We start from the raw sequence: 25,299 nt of genomic DNA on the forward strand, positions 1-25,299 counted from the left end.
CTCCTTGGAAATGCAGTAATGGCATAGTCAATCGGGCACCGGCGCGGGGCCGGGCATACGCAGTCTGGTTCATGCGAAGCCGCCGTTAGCGCGAACAACTTGTCCATTGACCCAGCCCCCGTCGGCCCCGACCAGGAACGCAACCACATTTGCAATGTCTTCGGGTTGGCCCAGGCGCTCCAGCGGGGCAAGCTTACTCAGTTGCGTGATCTGCTCTTCGCTCTTGCCTTCAAAAAACAGTTCGGTGGCAACCGGCCCGGGTGCGACCGCATTAACGGTAATGTTGCGACCGCGCAGCTCGTTGGCCAGCACCCGCACCAGGCCCTCTACGCCTGCCTTGGCGGCGATGTAGGGGCCGTACTGCGGAAAGGATTTGGCGATCACGCTGCTCGAGAGCGCGACAATGCGTGCGCCGGTTTGCAAATCCGCAGCCGCCTGCCCCAGCACCAGGAAAGCGCCGCGCAGATTGGTGTGGATGACACGATCGAAGGCGTCGATATTCTCCGGGGCAATCGCATTCATGGTCATCACGCCGGCGCTGTGCACAACAGCGCTGATCTGGCCATAGGCTTGCTGCGTCGTGGCAAAGAGCTGTTGCACGTCTTCGGCCACGGACACGTCGGCCTGCACGCTCATTGCCTGTCCGCCTGCCGCCTGGATGGCGTCGACCACTTCCTGCGCCTTGGCGGCGTTGCCCGCATAATTGACCACGACCCTGAAACCATCGGCGGCCAGGCGCAGGGCGATGGCGCGGCCAATGCCTCGCGAGGCGCCGGTCACGATGGCGGTGGGCGCAGCTGATGCAGGGTGGGCCGCTGTGTCGGTGGTGCTGCTGGTGTCTTTTCTGGTGTTCATAGTCCTGTCCTTGAATGATGATGGGCTGCGCACGAGGCGGCGGGTACGCCAGGGTGATGGCGGTGGCAGTTGCTGTTGCCTGGTGCAGCGATGAATAACATCATATCGATTGACGCCTGATGGATAAATGGGGTGAAATTGGCTTGTTAATTCAAAAAACACCAACAATGGGGTGCATATGGACCGCTTTGATGCGATGCAGCTGTTTATCCGGATCGTGGAGCTGGGCAGCTTTACCGACGCGGCGGGGGCGCTGAATCTGCCGCGAGCCACTGCCACGCATGCCATCAAGCAGCTGGAAAAGCGCCTGGGCGCGCGATTGCTGGATCGCACCACGCGGCAGGTTGCCCCCACGCTGGATGGCCAGGCCTTCTATGAACGCAGCAAACGGGTGCTGGCCGAACTGGAAGATGCCGAGACTTCGCTCAGCACGCATGTGACCGATCCCCACGGGACGTTGCGGCTGGATTTGCACGGGGCGCATGCGACCATGATCATCCTGCCGCGCATTGCGCAGTTTCGTGAGCGCTATCCGAATATCGATGTGGTTATCAGTAGCGGTGACCGGTTGGTGCATCTGGTCAGGGAAGGGATCGACTGCGTGGTGCGAGCGGGGCAGTCCCGCGACTCCTCGCTGGTGGTTCGGAAACTGGCGGATATGGAGCAGATTATCTGCGCCAGTCCCGAATATTTGTCCCGCTATGGCACGCCCGTGCATCCGGGCGAACTGCCGCAGCACCAGGCCATCGGTTTTTTCTCGCGCGGCAACGACAGTCGCTACCCCTTTTCGATCATGATGGATGGGCAGGAGACGCAGTTCGAGGCCAGCGGCTGGATGTCCGTAAGCGATGCCGAATGCTATACCAGCGCTGCCCTTGCCGGTTGCGGGCTGATCCAGGTGCCACGCTTTCGGCTGCAGGCCCATTTGCAGGCGGGCAGGTTGGTGCAGGTGCTGGCCGATTGGCCGTGTCCGGACCTGCCAGTGTGCGCGCTTTATCCGTTTCATCGCCAGTTGTCGCCGCGGGTCCGGGTTTTCATTGATTGGGCGCGCGACCTGTATAGCGAAAAATTCGGCGCGTAAGAGGCTTGTCGTCAAGCCGCCAGCGTCTCGATGCTGCCCATCGCGCGCGCTAATGCGGCTTCGCGCAGTTGCGGACTAATGTCAACGCCATCGGCGGCGATTACCTCAAGGTTGTCGATACCAATCACCGAGAAAACCGACCTCAGGTAGGTTTCTGCATGTTCATGGTGTGCGTTGGGCGATCCCTCGCCATAGATTCCGCCCCGTGCCAGCAGCACGATGACGCGCTTGCCGCGCGCCAGCCCGACTACGCCGCTGGCACTATAGCTGAACGTTTTTCCAGCAACACAAATGCGATCGATCCACGCCTTCAGGGAGCTTGGAATGGTGAAATTGTAAAAAGCGACGCCTATCACAATCACCTGGCTGCTTAGAAACGCCTCAAGAACCTGTCCGCTTTCGGCAAGGTCGGTCAGTTCGTCCTGATCCAGGTCGCTAATGCTTGTGCCCTTTACGTGGGCTGCGAACACGCGTTCAGTCAGATCGCCCAGCGGATGGGCGGCCAGATCGCGATATTGAATCGCGATGTCCGCGGCTTCACGCTTGATGCGCGCCACAGCTGCAGCCGACATTTCCCGCGTCAATGATCCTGTCGCTTTAATGCTTGTGTCGATGTGCAGCAGCCTCACGGGGTTCGCGCCGGGTTGGCCGCTGGCCTTGGTGACAACGGGTTTGGAGGTAAGGGACATGATATTCTTCCTAGTGGTTATTAATTGAGACTAGGTAGTATAATGAGACTTTATCGCGACGTGAAGGAGGCAGAATTTTGGGACATGGAGAGCTAAAAGTAACCGCCGACGTACCCGGCGGTTTGTCCACCAAACATAACGAGCGGTCAAAATGGGCAGTCGACCCGCAATGTCCGGTGCGAGATGTGCTTGACCGGATCGGCGACAAGTGGTCGACGCTTGTCCTGGGCACGTTGGCGAGCGGTCCGCATCGCTTTAGCGCCGTTCAGCGCGCGATTCCGGACATTTCCAAGCGAATGCTGACGCAGACCTTGCGCGATCTGGAGCGCGACGGGCTGATCGCGCGAACGGTGTTCCCAACCAAGCCGCCTAGCGTTGAGTACCGCCTGACCCCTTTGGGCGAAACAATTCTAGAGCCCCTGACCGTTCTTGTTCAGTGGGCCGATCGCAGTCGTGCAGCGATCAAGAATGCTCGCCAGGCATACGATGCAGCGTCGTAGCGCTGTTGAAACAGCCCACCGGGCCTGCCGTTGCCCTATTATTTTCAAAAGATTTTTTTAACGCAAAATGGGGTAACTGTCCGGGCAATGCCAGCATGGCAAGCGTGTTTGGGGCGTTAAAACCAGCGTGCTGTTTCATGTGCAGAAAAGTTCGATTCAATGCTGCACTTGGCAAGGCAAGTGCATGATTGCATATGTAATTACAATCACAAATGAAGCAAACTAAAAATTAAAAGGACTGAGTCCTGTTCAATACAGAATTCAGTCCTTCAGCCCAATTTGAATAACGCGTCTGACTTCAAGGGCCAGTTCAGTGACAGGGATGTGGGGCGGCTGCGTATGGCATGCCGGCGTTACTTTATTTCCCGGATTTCCACATCTGTGATATCGGGCTTGCGCGAAAAATTACCGGGTTTCTTGAATTTCTCGGAAAATTCGGAATGGGTCTGGCGGGCGCGGGTTGAGGTTGTTTTCCAGTATTCGCGGGCGACGAACGGCTTGCCGCGCACCTTCGCAATAATATAGAACAGCCCCACCGCAATGGCCGCAGAGACCAGGAACACAGCGGCCATGACAAGGCCTGCAATGGTGATGACACCAAATAGCAGCGCTTTGAAAAACCGGTCCAGAAAATCGTTCATAAGGGGTCAGATCCTTGTAAGTGGGAAGAGCCAATAAGCATTCGTTACGGCTTATTGTACACAAGCAATTGATTTTGCTTGATTTGTTTTCTCTATAGTAGGGCTTTTTCTGGAAAATTCAAGGGCCGCCCGCACGCGGATATGCCAAAAGATTTCAAAAAGTGGTTACAGCCCGAGCACCCATGGCGTGTAACGTGAGCGGGACCGCATCAAAACCGTCGGCAGGGCGGCGCTTGTTTGATGCGAGTGAGGCGGCAGCACGGCGAAATTCGTTGTTGCAACCCCAAGCGGTACGCGGCGCGTCATAGGGAAGATATCCCTGCTCCACACAGATTTTAACAATGTGCAAGCCCATTAAACGTTATCATTAAGGCCATTACGCCCTTAAAATAGTATCAATTGCAGCGAGTTGAAATGAGTCTGTCGTCAAAAGCCCTTTTGGATGCGTTACGGTCTGTGGTAGACCCGGTTACTGGTATGCCGGTGGCCCCAACGCTCAAAGAGTCCGATATCACGCTTTCCGAAACGGGAGCAACGGTTCGCGTAGAGCCCGGGTATGTGACCAGCGCCGCAGCCAAGGCCGCCCTGACCGAACAGCTGCAGGCTGCTGCCAGACAAGCCGGCGCGGCACAACTGACGTTGCAGTTCAGTGATACGGTAAGGGCGCACGCTGTGCAAAGCGGGCTCAAGCCTATTGCCGCGGTAAAAAATATTATTGCGGTGGCCTCGGGCAAGGGCGGTGTCGGCAAGAGCACCACCAGCGCCAACCTGGCGATTGCACTGGCGCAAAGCGGCGCCCGCGTCGGCATTCTGGATGCAGATATTTACGGCCCCAGCCAGCCGCTGATTATGGGCGTATCGGGCAAGCCGGTATCCAATGACGGCAAGACCATGGAGCCTTTGCGCGCCCACGGTATCACGGTCAATTCCATCGGTTTTCTGATCGAGGCCGATTCACCAGCCATCTGGCGCGGACCCATGGTCACGCAGGCGCTGGAGCAACTGCTGCGCCAGACCAACTGGCCCGATCTTGATTATCTGATTGTCGATATGCCGCCGGGCACGGGCGATATTGCCCTGACGCTGGCGCAAAAGGTACCGGTGGTGGGCGCCATTATCGTGACCACGCCGCAGGATATTGCGTTGCTTGATGCCCGCAAGGGCTTGCGCATGTTCGAAAAAATGAATATTCCGATTTTGGGTATTGTCGAAAACATGGCAATGCACATTTGCTCGCATTGCGGGCATGCCGAAGCCATTTTTGGCGAGGACGGCGGCAAGTACATGGCCCAGGAACTGGACGTTCCATGGCTGGGCGCCTTGCCTCTGGCAAAAAGTATTCGTGTACAGACCGACGCGGGTACGCCCACGGTTGCCAGCGACCCCAACAGCGAGGCGGCGGGGCTTTATCGCGAACTGGCACGGCGTGTAGCCATGGCGGTGGCAGCCTTGCCCAAGGATATGGCTGGCCGCTTTCCCTCTGTGGTTGTTGAAAATCTGAAGAAATAAAAGCGCTGAATGGACCGATGCGATTGAACAAGGCTTGTTTTCTCACAACGATTTTATTGTTGGCCGGTATTGGTCAGGTTTCGGCGCAAAAGCCCGAAGTGATTATCGATCCCAGCGGGCTTGGGCCTGAATCGCTGGATGCGGTAAACAAAGGTATTTCAGCTGTGGTGCGCATGGCCGACGATCAGGATTCGGGCGAAGCCGACCGGATCCGGCGCAAGGGCCGTGAGGCGGTAATCTCTGCCCTGGCCACTCGTGGTTATTTTGCGCCCGATGTCACGCTGGAAGTGGGTGAAGACGTGGGCGGCGAAACCTGGGACATTTCCATTGATCCGGGCAAGGTGGCCAAAGTCAAATCGGTCACCAATAATTTTACCGGCAGTATTGCCACGCCTCGCTTTAACGAGCGCGTATCACAGTTGCGTAAAGACTGGGGCCTGCCGGTAGACAAGGATTTTCTGAACGAGCAGTGGAGCAATGCCAAGTCGACCATGCTCGAGGGCGTGGCTGCCAATGATTTTTACCTGGCCCGCATGACGCATTCGCAGGCGGTGGTCAATCCCGAAACGGCGAGCGTGGATACCGAGACCACGGTCGACAGCGGTCCGGCAGTCACGCTGGGCCATACCGAAGTGGTAGGCTTGCGGCGCGTGCCCGATAGCCTGATCCGTCGCTATATCAAATACACGCCGGGCCAGCGCTTTTCCCAGGAACAGCTGGACACCTGGCAGCAGCAGATCCAATCTACCAATTTCTTTCGCGGCGCGTTCGTTACCCTGAAAAAACCACCGGGCGATGAGGTCTATGCACAGGACGCGGTAGAGTTGCCGGTTGCCGTGCGGGTGTCCGAAGCGCCGGCGCGTTCGCTGGCCGGTTCTCTGGGGATTGACGATTCGGTGGGCCCGGGCGCCGAGATCATGTACAAGCAGAATGTGGTGTTTGGACAGCCGCTGATTATGGAAACGGGTGCTGCAGTGAACGCCAAGCTGCAGCGCGCCTATATGGATTTTCATTTGCCGCCCAATCTGGATGGCAGCAAAGATAGCGTTGGGGTGATGTTTCGTCACTCCGATATCCAGGATGAAGATGTGATGCGTTACGCCGTGGGCTGGAAGCGCAAGCTGGAGTTCAAGCTGGATGCGGCCAGTCGCGTCGATTACGAATCGAACTGGGGTGTGCTGGCAGCTTACGACTCGGTCAAGCGCGAAGGCGAGGAGCGTTATCGCCTGCCTACTGCGGTGGCAACCTGGGATTTTCTGCGTCGCGATGTCGACAACAAATATGACCCGCGTGAAGGCAATCTGATTGCGCTGGGTCTGGGCGCCGGCGTCACGCTGGATAAAGGCGAGCCGTTCAGCCGGGTCGGGCTGCGTGCGCAACAATGGTGGCCGATAGGCCGGCGCGATGTCTTTACCATGCGCGGCGAAGTGGGACAGGTATTCGGGTCCAGCGGTATGCGCATTCCGGATGACTTTGGCTATCGGACTGGCGGCGCGCGCTCCATCCGGGGCTACAAATACAATGATATTGGCAAAAGCGCTGGCGATGCGGTCGTGGGTGATCGCTCCCTGGCGGTGGTGAGCGTTGAATATATGCGTTACTTTGACGACCGTTTCGGCATGGGCGTATTTATTGATGCCGGTGATGCAGCAGAGTCATTCAATAAGATGAAGCTGCATGTGGGCTACGGCGTGGGGGCAAGAATCAAGACCCCGGCCGGCCCGCTGTTTCTGGATCTGGCCTACGGCCAGCGTGACCGCAGTATACGGCTGCACTTTTCATTGGGAGTGGCATTCTGATGAAAATGAAATATTTGCGCTGGTATCTTCGCTGGAAACCCATCGTCCTGACGCTTCTGATCGGACTGTGCGCCTTTGTGTTCTGGTTCATGGGCACCAATCCGGGCAGTCGCTGGCTGCTCAATACCGTGATCAGCCAGGTGGGCGGTGAACTGACCAATGTGCGCGGCACGTTATGGAGCGGGATCGAACTGGAACGGCTGCAGATCGATACGCCCGAAATCAAGATTACCGGCCGGCAGGCTGTACTGAAAGTGGACTGGCTCAAGTTGTTCAAACGCACCTTGCGTGTAGAGCAGATGAGCGTGGCCGATCTGGACGTCAAGCTGCTGCCGCTGGAGACAACCGAACCGGCGCCCGAAGATGCCCAGCCATTTGAAATGCCGGGTATTCCGGTTGGCATACAGGTGGATCGGCTGGATGTGGGCGATTTTGCACTGCTGATGCCTGATGGCTCGGGTCTGCCCGTGGGACTGAGTAATTTCAGTCTGACCGATTTGCTGATTATTGACCAGCATGCCAAAGGCACGCTCAAAAGCGTGCACGTCTCGCATCCGCAGACCGAGGCCGATCTGAACGGTACGCTGGAAGTGGAGTCTATCAAAAGCCCGTACCCGATGAAGCTGGACTTGAATGCGAAACTGGCGACGCAAAACAAACAGTCGCCGGTTTGCCTGAGCCAGTTCGTGCAGATTGGCGGCGTGCTGACCGGCGCGCTGCAGCAGCGTGATTGCACATTTGATCTGCACACGCAAGTGGCCGGCGATCTGGAAAAACTGGGCGTGACCCTGCAGGGCAGCGGCCAGGGCGCGCAAGTGGATGCGTCGTTGAACCTGGGCGTGATGGGTGGCGGCATTCCATTGAACCAGGCCGATGTGAACGTCAAGCTGGGCGATAGTTCGGGCCTGCAGTTCAAGCTGGACAAAAAGGAAAAACAGGGCGCAGCAGAGTCGGACCGTATTGCGGGATCCTTTGCCAGCCAGCGGCTCACGCTCAAGGGTCAGCAAGGGGCGGCCGATTCGGTATTGACTAGCGATATGACATTTGTGGCAGATGTTCTGGGTCTGTCCAATGTGCAGGGATTGCAATTGAAAGGCACGGTCGATGGCCAAAGCCGTCTGCAGGGCAAACCGTTGACTGCCGACCTGGATATCGATATTGATTCGCAGGGCGTCTTGACGCAACGCCGGATTGTTGACGGCGAGCAGATGGCCCAGGCCGTTGCCGACAACATCAAAGCCGCGGCCGCCCGCAAGGCGCAGCAGGAAGGTAAAACCGTTACCACCGAGAAGGGCGAGGATGCACTTCAGAAGGCACAGCAAACTGCCGCAAACACAGATGCAATACAGGCGTCGACCACGCTGGTGGACCTGAAGCGCCTGAATATTCGCAAGGCAGATATTGATCTGAAACTGGGTGATAACAGTATCACGACATCGGGCAGCTTCGGGCAGCAGGAAAGTGTGCTGCGCTTAAGCGTTGACGCGCCCAAACTGGGCCAGCTGGTCGATGGCGTTAACGGCACGGCCAAACTCTCTGGCACGCTGGCCGGCACGATTGCCGAGCATGCGATCGATATTAGCGGCAAGGTCAACCAGGGCGAAGCGAAAACCCTGGGCAAGGCGCCGGCCGATTTGTCCGCCACCATCAACGGCAAGTGGCACAGGTTGGCAGACGGGATTGACGGCTGGGAAGGCGAGTTAGCCGCATTGAACCTGGCGCATGCCGGGGTGCGTGTGCGCGAGCGCGACGCCTTGCCTTTGTTGTTCAGCCCGAACGCGACCGGGGTGCAGAATGTATGGGCGGCAGGGCCTGGCGCGCTAAGCCTGACCCTGCCCGGCGGCTCCGAGGCGCAGATCAAGCTGGACAAGGCCAGTGGCAATGCCCTGGGCATGACGACAGCGGGATCCTTTGCCAACCTGACGATCAGCGACAGGTTGATGGACGAGGTGGCCAGGATGACGGCCGCCGGCGATGCGCAGCCGGCCAATGCAACTGACAAGACAGCGCGGGATGCCGCTGCCAAGGCGCTGGCGCAAAAAACTGCCGGCAGCTTTCCGGATATTGTGTTTGACGGCGACTGGAATATAGCCACGGAAAATGGCCTGCAAGGTGCGGTCAATGTGCGGCGTACGGCGGGCGACCGGTTCGTGCCGCTGGTGCAGAAAATTCCGCTGGATTTCGAGACGCTGAACATCAAGTTGAATGAAACGCGCCAGGATGAAAAAAATCCGGTGCTGGCCATCGTTGCTCAGGGCCAGGGCCCGCAGTCCAGCCTGGACACCACGCTGAACCTGGCTATGGCAAATGTGATTCCGCTGCGCGATGGCAAATTGCAGCTGGCATTGACCGATGGCGCTGCAGTTAACGCAGATTTTGAAACCATCGCCGGCGTCAGTGAAGGCACGGATCGCCTGACGGCCAAGGTCGGCTTGAAATCGCTGAATCTGCAGACCTTGTCGGCGGGCGCTACACCGGCTTCGCTGCTTAATGGCACTGTGGCGCTGGTTGCCGATACGCTGCCGGGCAAGCGCGAAATTGCTGATGTGGACCTGGATGCGCAATTGACCCAGGGCAGCATGTGGAATGACAAACCGCTGGCCGGCACAATTGGCAGCAAGGTGCATCTGGCAGGCATTTTCGACAAGCAGCCAGAGCAGGAGCAGGCCGATCGCACCATCAAGCCGAATCTGGACAAGCTGCAGGTGAGCGACACCGATGTTGACCTGACGCTGGGTAATAACCGGATCACGGCGCACGGCGGTTTCGGCCAGGATGCCAGCCAGCTGTATCTGGACGTTAACGCGCCGGCGCTGGCCAATTTCTGGCCGTCTCTGCCGGGCAGTGCGCTGGTCAATGCCGTGGTGGATGGTCGCGTGACCAATCACCGTGCGCAAATTTACGGCATGTATGCGCAGGCACCCAGTCGCGCCCTGGGCAAGGCGCCCGTGGTGTTCGGCCTGAATGTCCAGGGCGCCTGGGACAAAGTGGAAGGCGGCCAGGAAGGCTGGGTGGGTGTGCTGGAAGACTTGAATTTGCGTCATACCGAATTGCGCTTGCAGCAGCAAAGCCCGATGTCGTTGTCGTTCCTGCCGGACGATGGCCAGCATCCCTTGCAGTGGGCCACCACAGCCTCGCGCTTTTTGCTGGATCTGCCGGAAAATCGCAGTGCGCAGATCCTGCCCGGCGAGTCTGGCGGTAACGGTAGCCAGTGGCAGACTAAGGGGCAAATCAAGGACCTGGTCATTAATCCACAGTACCTGATGAATCTGCAAAAAGCCTTTGCAGCCGAAGACCCGGCCGCGGCGCGGGCAGCCACGCAGGCTGCAAACAAGGCGCTGGCGGCGGCCTCGGCCAGCAGCAAAAAAGCAGCGGACGCCGCCGGTGATGGCGGCAAGGGCGCAGCCAACGCGGTGGCCGACAAGGACATCACGCTGGATGCGGACTGGGATCTGGCTTTCAACCAGATGCTGACCGGCTCGGCGCATATCATGCGTACCGACGGCACCGGCGTGTTGCCGTTCAAGACACCGGTGCCGCTTGATTTTGACACAATTGCATTTGACATTGAACCGCAGCAAACGCCGCAGGTGCAGGATGGCTATGTCGTCACGGCCAGCGCCACCGGGGAAAAGTCGCATCTGAATGCGGATGTAAAACTGGATATGGCAACGCCGTTGCTGCTGCGCGATGCCAAGGCGGACCTTGCCTTGCGCGATGGCGCAACGCTAACGCTGGAAGCGCTGGTCTCGCCCAAGGGCGGGCAGGATGAGTCAGACCGCATTCATATGCGTGTCAATTCCAAGGCGCTGCCGGTCAGCAAGCTGATGGCAGACAGTATTCCCAGAACCTTGCTCAGCACGGACCTGACGGCTGACGTCGACATGTTCTCGCCCACGGCCATCAAGTCGGCAACCATCAAGGGCAACTTTGACAAGGGCAGCATCTGGAATGACAAGCCGCTGGTCGGATCCCTGGATCTGGCGGTGCGCGATCTGGCGCTGGGCGGCCAGGGCAGCACCGGCATAGACTTGAATGCTTTCCAGGTGCCGGCGGCCAATATCGACCTGACCCTGGGCACCAACAAAATACGCAGCAAGGGCGCTTTCGGCCAGGCCGACAGCGTACTGACGCTGGACGTGGACGCACCGGCCCTGTCTTCCTTCTGGCCCGGCCTGCCTGGCAGTGTCACGGTGGATGGCACCGTCAAGGGCATGGTCGCCAAACACGCGCTTGATCTGAAGGGCATGTTCTCGCAGGGCAAATCCAGGGAACTGGGCAAGGCGCCGGTCAATTTCCATTTGGCTGCCGATGGTTCCTGGGGCAAGAACGAACAGGGTGTAGAGGGGTGGCGCGGCACGCTCGCTACGCTGGATGTACAGTACGCGGGCATTACCGTTGCGCAGGACAAGCCCTGGACACTGGCGTTTGCGCCCGCCGCCGAGGGCGGGCTGCCGGCGTGGGAAGCCGGGCCATCGGCCATCAATATTGGCCTGCCGGGCAAGCACAGCATCGTGATCAATCAGGAAGGCACCACCGGCAGCAATGGCAAGTGGCAGACCAAGGGTTCCATTCGCCGGTTTGTTCTCAGCCCCGCTTTCATTCGTGATATGCAGAAGCTGGCCGATCCGGCCGCCAAAGAGGCGAGCAACGTTAATGCGGGTATTATTGACCGGCGCAAGAGCGCACCAAAGGAAACCTCGCTGGTGCTCGATTTCGACTGGGATCTGGCTTTTGATGGGGCGCTGACCGGCAAGACCGCCCTCAAACGGGTGAGCGGCGATTTCATGATTCCGGCAGCCACCCCGATTGCGCTGGGGCTGACCAATATGCTGGTGGGCGCCAATTTCAACAAGACCGGCGCCACTACCAGTACTGCCAACCTGAACCTGGCCTTTGATACGCAAAATAAAGGCAATCTGAAAGGGACGGGCGCCATCGCGTTCAACGGGCTGGCGCCGAATCTGAACGGCGGCTCGAAAATCACGCTCAATGGCAATCTGGCCGATATCAGCTGGATGGGGCCGCTCACTGGCGATATGCTGGATCTGGGCGGGGCCGTGGCGCTGAACGTGACCGCGCAATCGCGCGCCAATGGCCAATGGACCACCAGCGGCAAAATTTCCGGTTCCAAAGTGAAGATCGTGGAAATCGACAACGGCATCCGCCTGCTCGATGGCACGCTGGAGGCTACCCTGCGCGACAACCAGGTGGTCATCAACACGCTGCGCTTTCCGTCGGTGATCCGCATTAAGGCCAATGAATGGCGCACCAAGAAATGGATTGACGATAATGTAGAGGCCCAGAACGGTTCATTGGGCATTACCGGCAAATGGAACCTGAACACCAGCAAGGGCGATTTCCGGATCGTGTTCGATCATTACCCGATTATTCAGCGGTCCGACCGCTTTGTGATGATCAGTGGCGATGTGGACATCAACGCGCCCCTGCCCAAAGTGGATATCAAGGGCAAGGTCACGGCGGATGCCGGCTGGGCCAGCGTGGATATTCTGGGCAGCGTGCCGGCGGTCGATGGCGATGTGATTGTGCTCAAGCCGGGCCAAACCAAAGTGGTCAAGGAAGAATCTCCCCTGGACCTGACGCTGGATTTCACGGTAGACCTGGGCAAGCGCTTTTATATCGTGGGTTTGGGGCTGGACTCCGGCCTGGTGGGCTCGCTCAATGTGATCCAGGAAAAGAACCAGTTGACCGGCGTAGGTGCTTTCCGCACACGTGGCGGAGCGATCGAAGCCTATGGGCAGCGCTTGCAGATCCGCCGCGGTCGCATTACCTTCCAGGGTAACCTGGCCAACCCGATCCTGGATATCGAAGCCTTGCGCACCGGCCTGGATGTAGAGGCCGGGGTCAAGGTGGTAGGCACGGCCAGAAAGCCGAAGATCGATCTGGTGTCCTATCCCGACGTGAGCGAGGTGGAAAAACTGTCCTGGCTGCTGATGGGGCGCGGCCCCGACAGCAGTGGCAGCGACGCGGCCCTGCTGTTTTCGGTGGGTTCGTCCATCGTGGGCGGGGGCGAGCCGTTCTATCGTAAGATGGGGCTGGACGATATTGCCATCCGTTCGGGCAATGTCGGCAAGTCTGGTACGGTTCTGCCGGAAAAAACGGTGGCCTCCAGCGTCAACCAGGAATCATCGAGCGATCTGTCCCAGCAGTTTTTCGTGGCCAGCAAGAAATTTGAAAATGGCATGACCGTGAGTGTCGAGCAGGCCATGGCCGGTACCGGCACCGTGGTGCGCGGCAGTTACCGGCTGTTCAGAAACCTGTCGGCCGATATCAAGGGCGGCACCGTGAACGGGCTGGAACTGATCTATCGCCGGTTTTTCAGGGACTGATGAAAAATGCATACTCCCCTGCAGCTGCAGGGGCTACAATGGCGCTTTTCCCTTCGGGGCAGACCCCAGCAGAGAGATACAGTCTATGAGTATCAAGAACGACCGGTGGATTCGGCAGGCGGCGCAAGACGGCATGATCACTCCTTTCGAGGCGGGTCAGGTGCGTGAGGCTAACGGGCAAAAGATCGTCAGTTACGGCACCAGCAGCTATGGTTACGACGTGCGTTGCGCCGACGAATTCAAGATTTTTACCAACATCAATTCCACGATTGTGGATCCAAAAAACTTCGACGAAAAATCCTTTGTGGATTTCAAGGGTGATGTTTGCATTATTCCGCCGAACTCGTTTGCGCTTGCCCGCACTGTTGAGTATTTCCGCATCCCGCGCGAAGTGCTCACCATCTGCCTGGGCAAAAGCACCTACGCGCGCTGCGGCATTATCGTGAACGTGACGCCGCTGGAGCCGGAGTGGGAAGGCCATGTTACGCTGGAGTTTTCCAACACGACACCGCTGCCCGCAAAAATCTATGCCGGCGAGGGATGTGCCCAGTTTCTGTTCCTGCAGGGCGACGAGGTATGCGAAACGTCATACCGCGATCGCGGCGGCAAGTATCAGGGTCAACAAGGCGTCACACTTCCAAGAACATAATCAGGCTATTTGATCAGCCAGCCAGGAGTACCCGATGAAATTTCGTTTCCCCATCGTCATCATTGACGAAGACTTCCGCTCGGACAGTGCGTCCGGTTTCGGTATTCGTGCCCTTGCCGATGCCATCAAGGCCGAAGGCGTCGAGGTGCTTGGCGTAACCAGTTACGGCGACTTAAGTTCGTTTGCCCAGCAGCAAAGCCGAGCCAGCGCCTTTATTCTGTCCATCGACGACGAAGAGTTCGATGTAGACTCGCGCGAAGACGTGGCGCATGCCATCCGCAATTTGCGAACCTTTATTGGCGAGCTGCGCTTTCGTAACGAAGACATACCCATTTATCTGTATGGCGAAACCCGTACATCTGAACATATTCCCAATGACATCCTGCGCGAACTGCATGGTTTCATTCATATGTTTGAAGATACGCCCGAGTTCGTGGCGCGTCATATTATTCGCGAATCCAAGAGCTATCTGGATGGGCTCGCGCCGCCGTTTTTCCGTGAACTGGTCAAGTATGCGCAGGATGGTTCCTACTCCTGGCATTGCCCGGGTCACTCCGGCGGCGTAGCATTCCTGAAAAGCCCGGTCGGGCAGATGTTTCACCAGTTCTTCGGTGAAAACATGCTGCGCGCTGACGTGTGCAATGCGGTTGAGGAACTGGGTCAGTTGCTGGACCATACCGGTCCGGTGGCCGAGTCCGAGCGCAACGCCGCCCGTATCTTTCATGCCGATCACTGCTACTTCGTGACCAATGGCACCTCCACCTCCAACAAAGTGGTGTGGCATGCCAACGTGGCCAACGATGACGTGGTGGTGGTCGATCGCAATTGTCATAAATCGATTCTGCACGCCATTACTATGACAGGTGCAATACCGGTGTTTCTGCGTCCAACGCGCAACCACCTGGGTATTATCGGCCCGATCCCGCTGGAAGAGTTCGATCCTGAAAACATTCAGAAGAAAATCGAAGCCAATCCGTTTGCCCGCAAACTCAAGAACAAGACGCCGCGCATTCTGACGCTCACGCAAAGTACTTATGATGGCGTGATCTACAACGTGGAGATGATCAAGGAAAAACTGGGCACTATCGTTGATACACTGCACTTTGACGAAGCCTGGCTGCCGCATGCGGCCTTCCACGAGTTCTATGCCAATATGCACGCGATCGGCCCGAACCGGCCACGCAGCAAAGATGCAATGGTGTTTGCCACGCACTCCACACATAAACTGCTTGCCGGTATTTCCCAAGCTTCGCAGATCGTGGTGCAGGAGTCTGAGAACCGCAAGCTGGATCGCAATATTTTCAACGAAGCGTTTCTCATGCATACCTCCACTTCGCCGCAGTACGCGATTATTGCGTCGTGCGATGTGTCGGCTGCCATGATGGAGCCGCCCGGCGGCACGGCGCTGGTGGCCGAAAGTATTCGCGAAGCCCTGGATTTTCGTCGCGCCATGCGCAAAGTGGCCTCGGAGTATGGGCGCACTGATTGGTGGTTCAAGGTCTGGGGACCGAATCGCCTGGTGTCCGAAGGCATCGGCGAGCAGGAAGACTGGGTGCTGGAGTCTGGCGATGAGTGGCACGGTTTTGGTGACCTGGCCGACAATTTCAACATGCTGGATCCGATCAAGGCGACCATTATTACGCCCGGGCTGGATATTGACGGCAACTTTGCCGAAAGCGGCATTCCTGCAGCGCTGGTGTCCAAGTATCTGACCGAGCATGGCATTGTGGTGGAAAAAACCGGCCTGTATTCCTTCTTTATTCTGTTTTCCATTGGCATTACCAAGGGGCGCTGGAACACGCTGGTAACGGCGCTGCAGCAGTTCAAGGATGATTACGATCGCAATGCGCCGCTGTGGCGCATCCTGCCCGAGTTTTGCGCCGACTTCAAAAAATATGAGCGCATGGGCCTGCGCGATCTGTGCCAGAAAATTCATGAGGCCTACAGCCAGAACGATGTGGCGCGCCTGACGACCGAAGTCTATCTGTCGGATATGGTGCCGGCGCTCAAGCCGTCGGATGCGTTTGCGAAAATGGCGCACCGTGAGGTTGAGCGTGTCCCGCTGGACGAGCTTGAAGGCCGCGTTACCGGTGTGCTGCTTACCCCTTACCCACCGGGCATTCCGCTGCTTATTCCGGGCGAGCGCTTTAACAAGACCATTGTGGAGTATCTGAAGTTTGCACGCAGTTTTAATGCGAAATTTCCGGGCTTCGAAACCTTTATCCATGGCCTGGGTCATGTGGTTGAGGAGGATGGTCGCGACTTTTTCTACGTGGACTGCCTGAGACTGGATGACTGACTCTGTTGATGTCGTGATCATCGGTGCCGGTGCTGCCGGCCTGATGTGTGCGGCGGTGGCCGGCCAGCGTGGCCAGCGGGTGGTTTTGCTGGATCACGCCAGTAAGCTGGCGGAAAAAATCCGGATCTCCGGTGGCGGCCGCTGCAATTTCACCAATATCGGCACCACCTGGCAGCAGTTTTTGTCCGCCAATCCGGCGTTCTGCCGGTCGGCCCTGTCTTCCTATACCCCTGAGGACTTCCTGACGCTGGTGCGCAGCCATGGCATTGCCTGGCATGAAAAGCACAAGGGTCAGCTGTTTTGCGACGACAGCAGCGAGCAGATTATCGACATGCTGGTCGCCGAGTGCGACAAGGGTGGCGTCAAGCGACGCATGCAAGCGCCCGTGACCGCGATTGGCCAGGAACACGGCCGTTATACGGTGCAGACCGCAAGCGGGGCGCTGACAGCCGACAAGCTGGTAATCGCAACCGGCGGCATGGCTATTCCCCAACTGGGCGCGACCGATTTCGGACTGAAGACGGCGCGCCAGTTCGGGCTGAAAATCATTGAACCGCGCCCCGCACTAGTGCCACTGACCTTTGATCAGCAAAGCTGGAAGCCGTTTGCCGAACTCTCGGGTCTGGCGGTGCCGGCCCGGCTGGAAACGGGGCAGGGCAAGCGACGAGGACTCTTCGATGAAGACCTGCTGTTTACCCACCGGGGCCTGTCGGGCCCGGGAATCCTGCAGATTTCCAGCTATTGGGAACCCGATACGCCCATCCACATTGATCTGCTGCCAGGCAGGCAACTGGCGCAGGAGCTGGTGCAACGCAAGAAGGGCAGCAAGCATAGCCTGGCCAATGCCCTGAGCGAAGTGTGGCCGCGCCGACTGGCCGAGAACTGGCTGCAATACCGGGGCATGCTGCCGACACAGCGGCTGGCCGATATGGCCGACAAGCCGTTGATGCAATTGGCACAGAGCGCGCAACCGTGGATCCTGACGCCTTCGGGAACCGTGGGCTATAAAAAGGCCGAAGTCATGCGCGGCGGTGTGGATACGCGCGAGCTGGACCAGAAATCCATGCAGGCACGCAAAGTGCCGGGACTGTATTTTATTGGTGAGGTGGTCGATGTGACCGGCTGGCTGGGTGGTTACAACTTTCAGTGGGCCTGGGCTTCTGCAGTGGCTTGCGGCCGCGCCCTGTCAGCGTGAAGTAACAGGCGGATGCCTTGTTAAAGGCCGGGTTGCAATAATGTGTTTTGATGCGGCTGTGCCGGCATGTTATTTAAGGGAAATGAGAGACAGCGGGTTCAGATCAAAGTGGTCAGGCAAGTTGTCGGTCCGGCTGGCGGCCACCTGTGGCAGCCGCCCTATAAATTATAAGAATGTGAATGCCGGCCCGGTCAGCCCCGGACGATCCGTTTAAAAGCCCAGGTCAATATTGGCGATTTTCCGGGCATCGATCACGATTTCACGACCGCTGGGTGAATAGCCCGTCAGGCGAAAGCCGCTATCGGTTTTACTGCCCATCAGGGACAATTCGAAGCTGTTTTCGTCGGTGCCGAAAGACTGGTCAACCGCTGTATATGCCTTGATTTTCAGGTTGGCGACGATTTCATCGTTGCCATCTGCCTGGATGGTGCCTGAATACAGGTAATGGGCATCGCCCCCCCGGACCTTATTGTCTTCTACGACCGTCACTCCGGCGTGGGCTTTGGAATCTGCGATCACTGTTGCGTAGAAACCGTTATCCATAATAGTACTCCTTATGTAGTTGCCACTAGGGCGCTTGATGCTGACTGCAGTGGCGAGCTGTTCTGAAATAGACCGGCTCGCTATTGAAGCTGCTAATGAAAACGTGTGTTCTGTATCTGATATTGTTGTGTTTTATGCTGACGTTCACCAGCGGATGGCTAGTGTACCGCAACATGATGACACTCGTGTGTGAGGGTGCTGCCGCACGAGTGACTAATTGCTTGTGGTCAAGTGTATTCTATCTCTTTTCCAAAGAATTATTTAATTGAAACTATAAGATGTAACAGTTCGTATTGCCACGGTAACAATACCTTAACTGCAGCTAACCTCTGTTAACTCACGGGTTTGGCAGATGATCGGAACGGGCATTGGAGACAGGGGTGCGGTGGCGGCAAAAAATTGAATATCGGGGTTGTCAGAATGGATTTTTTTGCCGTTTGCCTGTATCCTTTCGCATGCTTTCAAATTGTCGTGGGAGAGAGCAGCAGGCGGCCACTGGCCTGTCATGTTGCCACCGAAGGCGCAATTCGCCCGGAATCGCTCAGGTCCATGTACCGCACAATCACCGGCCCGGCCGGTAAGGCACTCTGGAGAGACCTTTTCATTAAGGCGCCGAAGGGGAAACGCGCTGTGCTGCGCCATCAGGCCAGCCCAAAGCGCGCTACAACTCTCAGGCAAAAGGACAGAGGGCGACAAGCGCCGGTTTCATGGTGAAACCTGTGCGCTGCGACCTTCAATCCTTTTCAACAGGTGCAAGCATGTCTACACAGACAACCCCTCCGACTGCGGCAAGCGCTCCCCCCACTCAACTGAATCGCACGCCCCTGTTCGCGGCCCACCAGGCCGCAGGTGCCAAAATGGTCGATTTCGGCGGCTGGGAAATGCCTATTTCCTACGGCTCGCAACTGGCCGAACACCATGCCGTGCGCCAGAAAGCCGGCATGTTCGATGTCTCCCATATGCTCAATGTCGATGTGACCGGTCTGCAGGCGCGGCGCTTTCTGAGCCTGCTGCTGGCCAACGACGTGGCCAAATTGGCCGTTTCCGGCAAGGCGCTCTACAGCTGCATGCTGAACCCCGAAGGCGGGGTGATCGACGACTTGATTGTTTACTTTTTTGATGACGACCGCTGGCGTGTGGTCGTGAATGCCGGCTGCGCACAGAAGGATATTGACTGGATGCAGCGCGTGGTCAGTGAACACCAGCTGGATGTCATCATCACGCCCCGGCGCGATCTGGCCATGATTGCCGTACAGGGCCCGCAAGCGCGTGAACTGGTCTGGCAGATTCATCCTGAATGGCAGGCGGCGACCGAATTGCTCAAGGCGTTTTTCGCAGCCAGTGTCGGCAATGACACCTTGGTGGCCCGCACCGGTTATACCGGCGAAGACGGTTTTGAAATCGTGCTGCCAGCCACGCAGGCCGAAGCCCTGTGGAACCAGCTGGTTGCAGCGGGTGTGGCGCCTTGCGGCCTGGGCGCGCGCGATACGCTGCGTCTTGAAGCCGGCATGAACCTGTACGGCCAGGATATGGACGAGCAGACCCAGCCGGCACAGGCAGCACTCACCTGGACAGTCAGCCTGACCGATACCCAGCGCGACTTCATCGGTCGCCAGGCCATTGAGTCTTCACCGCGCAAGAACGTGTTTACCGGTCTCAAGCTCAATGAGCGCGGCGTGATGCGGGCGCATATGCGGGTACGCACCGCGCAGGGCGAAGGCGAAGTGACCAGCGGCACCATGTCGCCCACGCTGGGCGTGTCCGTGGCGTTTGCCCGTCTGCCCCAGGGCGTTGCCGCCGGCGATGCCGTTGAAGTGGATATCCGCGGCAAGTGGGTGCCTGCTACGGTGACCGCGCTGCCTTTCGTGCGCAACGGCAAGGCCGTGGTTCCTGCACAGAAATAGAAAACCGTCACATAAACCTTGATACTATATGACCGTGTGCAACGTGGTCATTTTCCTCTTCCAGGAGTCTTGAATGAAATTACCTACCGATCGTAAATACACCCCTTCGCATGAGTGGGTCCTGGCCGAAGGCGACGTGTTCGTTGTCGGCATCACTGATAATGCCCAGGAACAGCTTGGGGATCTGGTCTACGTGGGCGACGTCCAGGTGGGCGCGCAATTGAAGGCGGGCGACACTGCCGGCGTGGTCGAATCGGTCAAGGCCGCTTCGGACATCTACGCACCGGTGGATGGCGAAATTGTCGCTTTCAACGATGTGCTGGAGGCGCAGCCTGACCTGGTCAACGAAGACTCCTATACCAATTGGATATTCAAGATCAAGCCCGCCAACGCGGCCGACGCCGACAAGCTGATGGATGCGGCTGCCTACGAAGCCCAGGCCTGAACTGCGCCGCCGCTGCCGGCATTCACGCTGAATGCGCGGCAGCAGCGGCATGACTGATTACCACCGGATTACCCAGATTATGTTGCACACACACGAAGCGGCGTCCCAGGAATTTGTCGGACGCCATATCGGCCCATCTGAGGCCGAGCAGGCAGAAATGCTGTCTGTGATTGGCGCCGAAAGCCTTGACGCGCTCATCGACGAGATTGTTCCTTCCCGTATCCGCAATGCCGCGCCCTTGGCGCTGGACGGGCCACGCAGCGAAGCCGATATGCTGGCTTCATTGCGCGCCATTGCACAGAAAAACGCGATTTACCGCAACTACATTGGCCAGGGCTATTACGGCACGCTCACGCCCAATGTGATTTTGCGCAATATTCTAGAAAACCCTGCCTGGTACACGGCTTACACGCCTTATCAGCCCGAGATTTCCCAGGGTCGGCTTGAGGCGCTGCTCAACTTCCAGACCATGGTGACCGATCTGACGGCCCTGGATATTGCCAATGCGTCCCTGCTGGACGAGGGCACGGCCGCGGCCGAAGCCATGACGCTGGCGCGCCGCTCTGCCAAATCAAAAAGCGATGTTTTCTTTGTGTCTGTACATTGCCATCCGCAAACCATCGAGGTTGTCAAAACCCGTGCGCAAGGGTTGGACATCAAGGTGCTGGTTGCCGATGAAGCCGCAGGCCTGCCCGAGTGCTTTGGCGTGCTGCTGCAGTACCCGCATAGCCTGGGGGGCGTGAGCGACTATACGCAGCTGGCGGCCGAGGCCCATGCCGCAGGCGCCGTAGTGGCGGTTGCTACCGATCTGCTGGCCCTGGCCATTCTGAAAGCGCCGGGCGAGTGGGGCGCTGATATTGCCGTGGGCTCTGCACAGCGCTTTGGCGTGCCGCTTGGATTCGGCGGCCCGCATGCTGGCTTCATGGCCTGCCGCGATGCCTTCAAGCGCAGCATGCCGGGACGTCTGGTTGGTGTATCCAAGGATGCGCAGGGCAAGCCGGCCTTGCGGCTGGCACTGCAAACGCGTGAACAGCATATTCGTCGCGAGAAGGCGACTTCCAATATTTGTACTGCGCAGGTACTGTTGGCCGTGATGGCCAGCATGTTTGCCGTTTATCACGGCGCCAAGGGCGTGCGGCGCATTGCCCAGCGCACCTATGTGACCACGACCCTGCTGCGCACCTTGCTGCAGTCTGCCGGTTACGAAGTACAGAACGAAACCTGGTTCGATACGCTGCTGGTGCAGACCAATCGCGGCCAGGCGTTGCGTGCCGCGCTGGATGCCGCGCAGATCAATGTGCGCTGGGTATCCGAGACGCAATTTGCCGTGTCCATGGACGAAACGGTCACCCTGGCAGACCTGCAGGCGCTGGCCAATGTGCTTACTGAAGCCGCCGGCGCGCCGGCGGTTGACGTTGCCGCGCTTAACGCCGGCGAAGACACCTTCGTGCCGGTCGCCCTGGCGCGCCAGTCAGCCATTTTGTCGCACCCGATTTTTTCCAGCATTCATTCCGAAACCGACATGTTGCGCTATCTGCGCGGCCTTGCCGATAAGGACCTGGCGCTGGATCGCAGCATGATTCCATTGGGTTCATGCACCATGAAGCTGAACGCCACTGCCGAGATGATTCCCATCACCTGGCCGGAGTTCGCAAATATTCACCCGTTCGCGCCGGCAGCGCAAACCACCGGCTATGCCGAACTGGTCAGCCGCCTGTCGGCCGCCCTGTGCGAGATTACCGGGTACGATTCGGTCAGCCTGCAGCCCAATTCCGGCGCGCAGGGCGAATATGCCGGCTTGCTGGCCATTCGTGCCTATCACCAGGCCAATGGACAGAACCAGCGCGATGTGTGCCTGATCCCGGCCTCGGCCCATGGCACTAATCCGGCATCGGCCAATCTGGCCGGCATGTCGGTGACCGTAGTTGCCTCTGACAGCAATGGCAACGTGGACGTGGAAGACCTGAAGCGCAAAATCGAGCAGACCGGCGATCGCCTGGCTGCGCTGATGATCACGTATCCTTCTACCCATGGCGTGTTCGAGGAAGCCGTTGTACAGATCTGCGATCTGGTTCATGCCGCTGGCGGCCAGGTGTATCTGGACGGCGCCAACATGAATGCGATGGTCGGGCTGGCCAAGCCTGGCAGCTTCGGTTCCGACGTTTCCCACTTGAATCTGCACAAGACCTTCTGCATTCCGCATGGCGGCGGCGGTCCGGGTGTGGGTCCGGTTGCCGTGCGTGCGCATTTGGCGCCGTATCTGCCGGGTGTGCTGAACGAACAGGGCAAGCCTGACGCAGCCGATGCGGACGGGCGCCCTGGTCCGGTGTCATCGGCGCCTTTTGGTTCGGCCAGTATTCTGCCTATTTCCTATGCGTATATCGCGCTGATGGGCGCTTCCGGTTTGCAGCGCGCCACCGAAGTTGCGCTGCTCAATGCCAACTATATTGCTACTCGCCTGGCGCCGCATTATCCGGTCCTGTACAGCGGTCGTAACGGTCGCGTGGCCCATGAGTGCATTCTGGATCTGCGCCCCATCAAGGACGCTTGCGGCATTACGGTAGACGACGTGGCCAAGCGCCTGGTCGATTATGGCTTTCATGCGCCAACCATGAGTTTTCCGGTGGCTGGTACCTTAATGGTTGAACCGACCGAATCGGAAAGTCTGAAGGAACTGGACCGTTTTGTGGAAGCAATGATCTCCATCCGTCGCGAGATTGCCCAGGTTGAAGCAGGTGAAGTGGATGCCCAGGACAATGTGCTGACCAATGCACCGCACACGGCGCAGATGTTGACTGCCGATGAGTGGAATCATGCTTATGCGCGTAGCCAGGCGGCTTATCCGGGCCATGTCTCGCCGGTGGGCAAGTACTGGCCGCCAGTGGCACGGGTCGATAACGCCTTTGGCGATCGCAATCTGGTGTGTTCCTGCCCGCCGCTGGAAGCCTATATGGACTAGTGGCAGCGCGAGTGGTACGCCTCCTGACAAGCAAGGGGAACCACCACGTTAAAGGAGAACCGGGGCGACCGGCATGGCTTCAGGTCATGCATGTCGTCCCGGTTTTTTTGCGGCTGTAGCAGCTCGTGTGTAACAGGCAGGCTGAATACCTGAGCCAGCATGCCTGTTGCGGTGGGGGCGGGGCAGCCGCGTGAGCCGCAGCAGTAAGGCAACATGGTGCGCGGCCTTACGCCTGCTCGTTACCCGGATATCCGGCGCGTCACTTCCAGACCGGGTTGCTCCAGGCGCGCTTGCCATCTGCGCCAATTAAAACGACGCGGTACCACGGGCTTTTTGCCAGCGGCGCCAGGTCAATGCTGGCACGGGTAAGCCCGGTCGCAAACTGATAGGCCATCAGATAACCGGCGCCCACAAGCAGAATGCCATTGACGGCAGAACAGCGTACATTCAGATGAGTGGCGGTGGTTTCAATATCATGAAAGACCGGTCCCTGCGTGGAGTAAAAACTGCCGGCTTTCAGTGCTGACACGATATCGGCCTGGTCTCTGCTGTCTGCCTTGAGCTCTACCCACGCCGCGCCAAAATCCGGCGATTTAAAATGCGCATCATCAACGGCAGTGGCCAGCATCGGGCGACCACGGTCCAGCAACCCGTCCAGCAGATAGGCGCCATCGCCCTTGTCATGCATGAGCTGGCAACCGTGGTTATAAATCTCCACGGCGTGGGCCGCATCAATGGTCAGCGCATCGGCGAGCGACAGGCTGTACCAGGCTGGGTGAACCAAAGTGACGAAGGCGCCGGCATCGGCGGCGCGCCGGGCAATGGTCGGGCCGTCTTCCCCCTCGCGCGTGGGTTCAAAATCATAGGGCAGGCCAATGGCGGTAATATGCCACAGCGCGCTGTTTTCCGTACGCGGCACGTGCAGTTCGGCGGCGGCCAGTGGCGTAAACGTGTCCGAGGCAAATTGTCGTGCATCGGTCAAGGGGAACTGATACGAGGGCAGAAAGTGATCTGTGAGCGCCAGGAAATCGTAACCCGATTCCTTGTATCGCCTGACCACTTCCTCGGTCGGCAGCATGCCGTCGGAGTTGGTGGTATGGGCATGCAGATTGCCACGCAAAAATGTGCCTGGCCTGGAAAAAAGACTATCGAGCATTATGAAAATTCCTTTACGTTGTACTGTTCGATGTGCGCACTGACTGCGTCGTAGTCAGGCATGACCCAGGTTGCGCTCGCGTCGTGCAACTGCTCGACAAGCGCGGGAAGGGCATGGGCGCCGCCGGTAAAGCCAATGACTGGCATGCCTGCGGCCACTGCCGCGCGCACGCCACTGGGACTGTCGTCGATCACCAGGCAACGATGCGGTGGCGTTTGGTGCTGGCCGGCGGCATGCAGAAACAGATCCGGCGCGGGCTTGCCCAGGGCGACATCGTCAGCGCTGTAGATGCGGCCGGCAAAATAGTGCGTGAGCGCTGTGGCCTCGAATGTGAAACGCAGTCGTTCATGGGAACTGTTGGAGGCCACGCAGTAAGGCAGCGTAAGCCGCTCCAGCAAGGCAACCAGACCGGGCACCGGCGCCAGTTCCTGGCGAAATAGCTGTTCGGTCAGTTGCATTTTTCGCTGGGCAAATGCCGGTGGCAATACCAGTTGGTACTGCTCGTGGATGCGCTTGAGCCCCGCCTCGAAGGTGAGCCCAACCAGCAGCTCGGCAACTTGTGCTTCGCTCAGGCTCAGGCCGAATTCGGCCAGTGCAGCGGCAGAGGCCCTGGTCGAGAGCACCTCGCTGTCGGCAATGACACCATCGCAGTCAAAAATGATGAGATCCAAAGAAGTGTTGATCATGAGATACCGGCAAAAGGGGGCGGCGCCTGGCTACCCCGG

The 25,299-nt window shown here is 58.4% G+C and carries 17 protein-coding genes and 2 riboswitches; of the genes, 11 read left to right on the forward strand and 6 right to left on the reverse strand.

Annotated elements, in window-relative coordinates:
• Positions 1–69 precede the first annotated feature (69 nt).
• Positions 70–855: an SDR family oxidoreductase gene (locus EV681_RS15455; RefSeq protein ID WP_130304485.1), complete on the reverse strand. Its 786-nt coding sequence runs from the start codon at positions 853–855 to the stop codon at positions 70–72.
• A 178-nt stretch (positions 856–1,033) separates the two neighbouring features.
• Between EV681_RS15455 and EV681_RS15460 the strand changes: the two genes are divergently transcribed.
• Entirely contained in the window at positions 1,034–1,936 is a 903-nt protein-coding gene (locus EV681_RS15460; protein WP_130304486.1) for a LysR family transcriptional regulator, read from the forward strand.
• An 11-nt stretch (positions 1,937–1,947) separates the two neighbouring features.
• On the opposite strand, the gene EV681_RS15465 is transcribed toward EV681_RS15460, so the two are convergent.
• Positions 1,948–2,625, reverse strand: coding sequence for an FMN-dependent NADH-azoreductase (locus tag EV681_RS15465; RefSeq protein ID WP_207227081.1), 678 nt, complete (start codon positions 2,623–2,625; stop codon positions 1,948–1,950).
• A gap of 77 nt (positions 2,626–2,702) precedes the next feature.
• Here EV681_RS15465 and EV681_RS15470 point away from each other — a divergent pair, with 77 nt between their 5' ends.
• On the forward strand, positions 2,703–3,125 hold the full coding sequence (locus EV681_RS15470) for a winged helix-turn-helix transcriptional regulator (RefSeq protein WP_242612272.1): 423 nt from the start codon (positions 2,703–2,705) through the stop codon (positions 3,123–3,125).
• 353 nt (positions 3,126–3,478) lie between these two features.
• Here the strand turns inward: EV681_RS15470 and EV681_RS15475 are convergent, their stop codons facing one another.
• Positions 3,479–3,766: a hypothetical protein gene (locus EV681_RS15475; protein WP_128396668.1), complete on the reverse strand. Its 288-nt coding sequence runs from the start codon at positions 3,764–3,766 to the stop codon at positions 3,479–3,481.
• Between the two features lie 414 nt (positions 3,767–4,180).
• Between EV681_RS15475 and apbC the strand changes: the two genes are divergently transcribed.
• The 6 genes from apbC (at position 4,181) to EV681_RS15505 (ending at position 17,567) form a co-directional block, all read left to right on the forward strand.
• A complete protein-coding gene (gene apbC / locus EV681_RS15480; RefSeq protein WP_130304488.1) occupies positions 4,181–5,275 on the forward strand; it encodes an iron-sulfur cluster carrier protein ApbC in 1,095 nt (364 codons plus the stop codon).
• Positions 5,276–5,292: 17 nt separating this feature from the next.
• Complete coding sequence (locus EV681_RS15485; protein ID WP_130304489.1) at positions 5,293–7,074, forward strand: autotransporter assembly complex protein TamA; 1,782 nt, start codon at positions 5,293–5,295, stop codon at positions 7,072–7,074.
• On the forward strand, positions 7,074–13,424 hold the full coding sequence (locus EV681_RS15490) for a translocation/assembly module TamB domain-containing protein (protein ID WP_130304490.1): 6,351 nt from the start codon (positions 7,074–7,076) through the stop codon (positions 13,422–13,424). Before EV681_RS15485 ends, EV681_RS15490 begins: the two co-directional genes overlap by 1 nt.
• Positions 13,425–13,509: 85 nt before the next feature.
• Entirely contained in the window at positions 13,510–14,073 is a 564-nt protein-coding gene (gene dcd / locus EV681_RS15495; RefSeq protein WP_128396672.1) for a dCTP deaminase, read from the forward strand.
• A 34-nt stretch (positions 14,074–14,107) separates the two neighbouring features.
• The gene (locus EV681_RS15500) at positions 14,108–16,372 is read left to right on the forward strand and encodes an arginine/lysine/ornithine decarboxylase (RefSeq protein WP_128396673.1); all 2,265 of its coding nucleotides are present in this window, start codon (positions 14,108–14,110) and stop codon (positions 16,370–16,372) included.
• Entirely contained in the window at positions 16,365–17,567 is a 1,203-nt protein-coding gene (locus EV681_RS15505) for a BaiN/RdsA family NAD(P)/FAD-dependent oxidoreductase (RefSeq protein WP_130304491.1), read from the forward strand. The genes EV681_RS15500 and EV681_RS15505 overlap by 8 nt, the downstream gene beginning before the upstream one ends.
• Before the next feature lie 210 nt (positions 17,568–17,777).
• Here the strand turns inward: EV681_RS15505 and EV681_RS15510 are convergent, their stop codons facing one another.
• On the reverse strand, positions 17,778–18,110 hold the full coding sequence (locus EV681_RS15510; RefSeq protein WP_128396675.1) for a GrlR family regulatory protein: 333 nt from the start codon (positions 18,108–18,110) through the stop codon (positions 17,778–17,780).
• Positions 18,111–18,572: 462 nt separating this feature from the next.
• A riboswitch (glycine riboswitch) is annotated at positions 18,573–18,677 on the forward strand.
• Between the two features lie 10 nt (positions 18,678–18,687).
• A riboswitch (glycine riboswitch) is annotated at positions 18,688–18,806 on the forward strand.
• Between the two features lie 62 nt (positions 18,807–18,868).
• Here EV681_RS15510 and gcvT point away from each other — a divergent pair.
• From gcvT to gcvP, 3 genes are all read left to right on the forward strand, one after another.
• Positions 18,869–20,014 carry a glycine cleavage system aminomethyltransferase GcvT gene (gene gcvT, locus EV681_RS15515; protein ID WP_130304492.1) on the forward strand — a complete coding sequence of 382 codons (1,146 nt, stop codon included), beginning with the start codon at positions 18,869–18,871 and terminating at the stop codon, positions 20,012–20,014.
• Between the two features lie 73 nt (positions 20,015–20,087).
• Positions 20,088–20,459, forward strand: coding sequence for a glycine cleavage system protein GcvH (gene gcvH, locus EV681_RS15520; protein ID WP_128396677.1), 372 nt, complete (start codon positions 20,088–20,090; stop codon positions 20,457–20,459).
• A 79-nt stretch (positions 20,460–20,538) separates the two neighbouring features.
• Complete coding sequence (gene gcvP / locus EV681_RS15525; protein WP_130304640.1) at positions 20,539–23,418, forward strand: aminomethyl-transferring glycine dehydrogenase; 2,880 nt, start codon at positions 20,539–20,541, stop codon at positions 23,416–23,418.
• A gap of 259 nt (positions 23,419–23,677) precedes the next feature.
• Here gcvP and EV681_RS15530 read toward each other — a convergent pair whose 3' ends face one another.
• Together EV681_RS15530 and EV681_RS15535 are read right to left on the reverse strand one after the other, a co-directional pair.
• Positions 23,678–24,574, reverse strand: coding sequence for a CehA/McbA family metallohydrolase (locus EV681_RS15530; protein WP_130304493.1), 897 nt, complete (start codon positions 24,572–24,574; stop codon positions 23,678–23,680).
• The gene (locus tag EV681_RS15535; RefSeq protein ID WP_130304494.1) at positions 24,574–25,260 is read right to left on the reverse strand and encodes an HAD family hydrolase; all 687 of its coding nucleotides are present in this window, start codon (positions 25,258–25,260) and stop codon (positions 24,574–24,576) included. The genes EV681_RS15530 and EV681_RS15535 overlap by 1 nt, the downstream gene beginning before the upstream one ends.
• Positions 25,261–25,299 lie beyond the last annotated feature (39 nt).

It is taken from the genome of Advenella incenata, assembly GCF_004217095.1.
GTDB lineage: Bacteria > Pseudomonadota > Gammaproteobacteria > Burkholderiales > Burkholderiaceae_B > Advenella > Advenella incenata.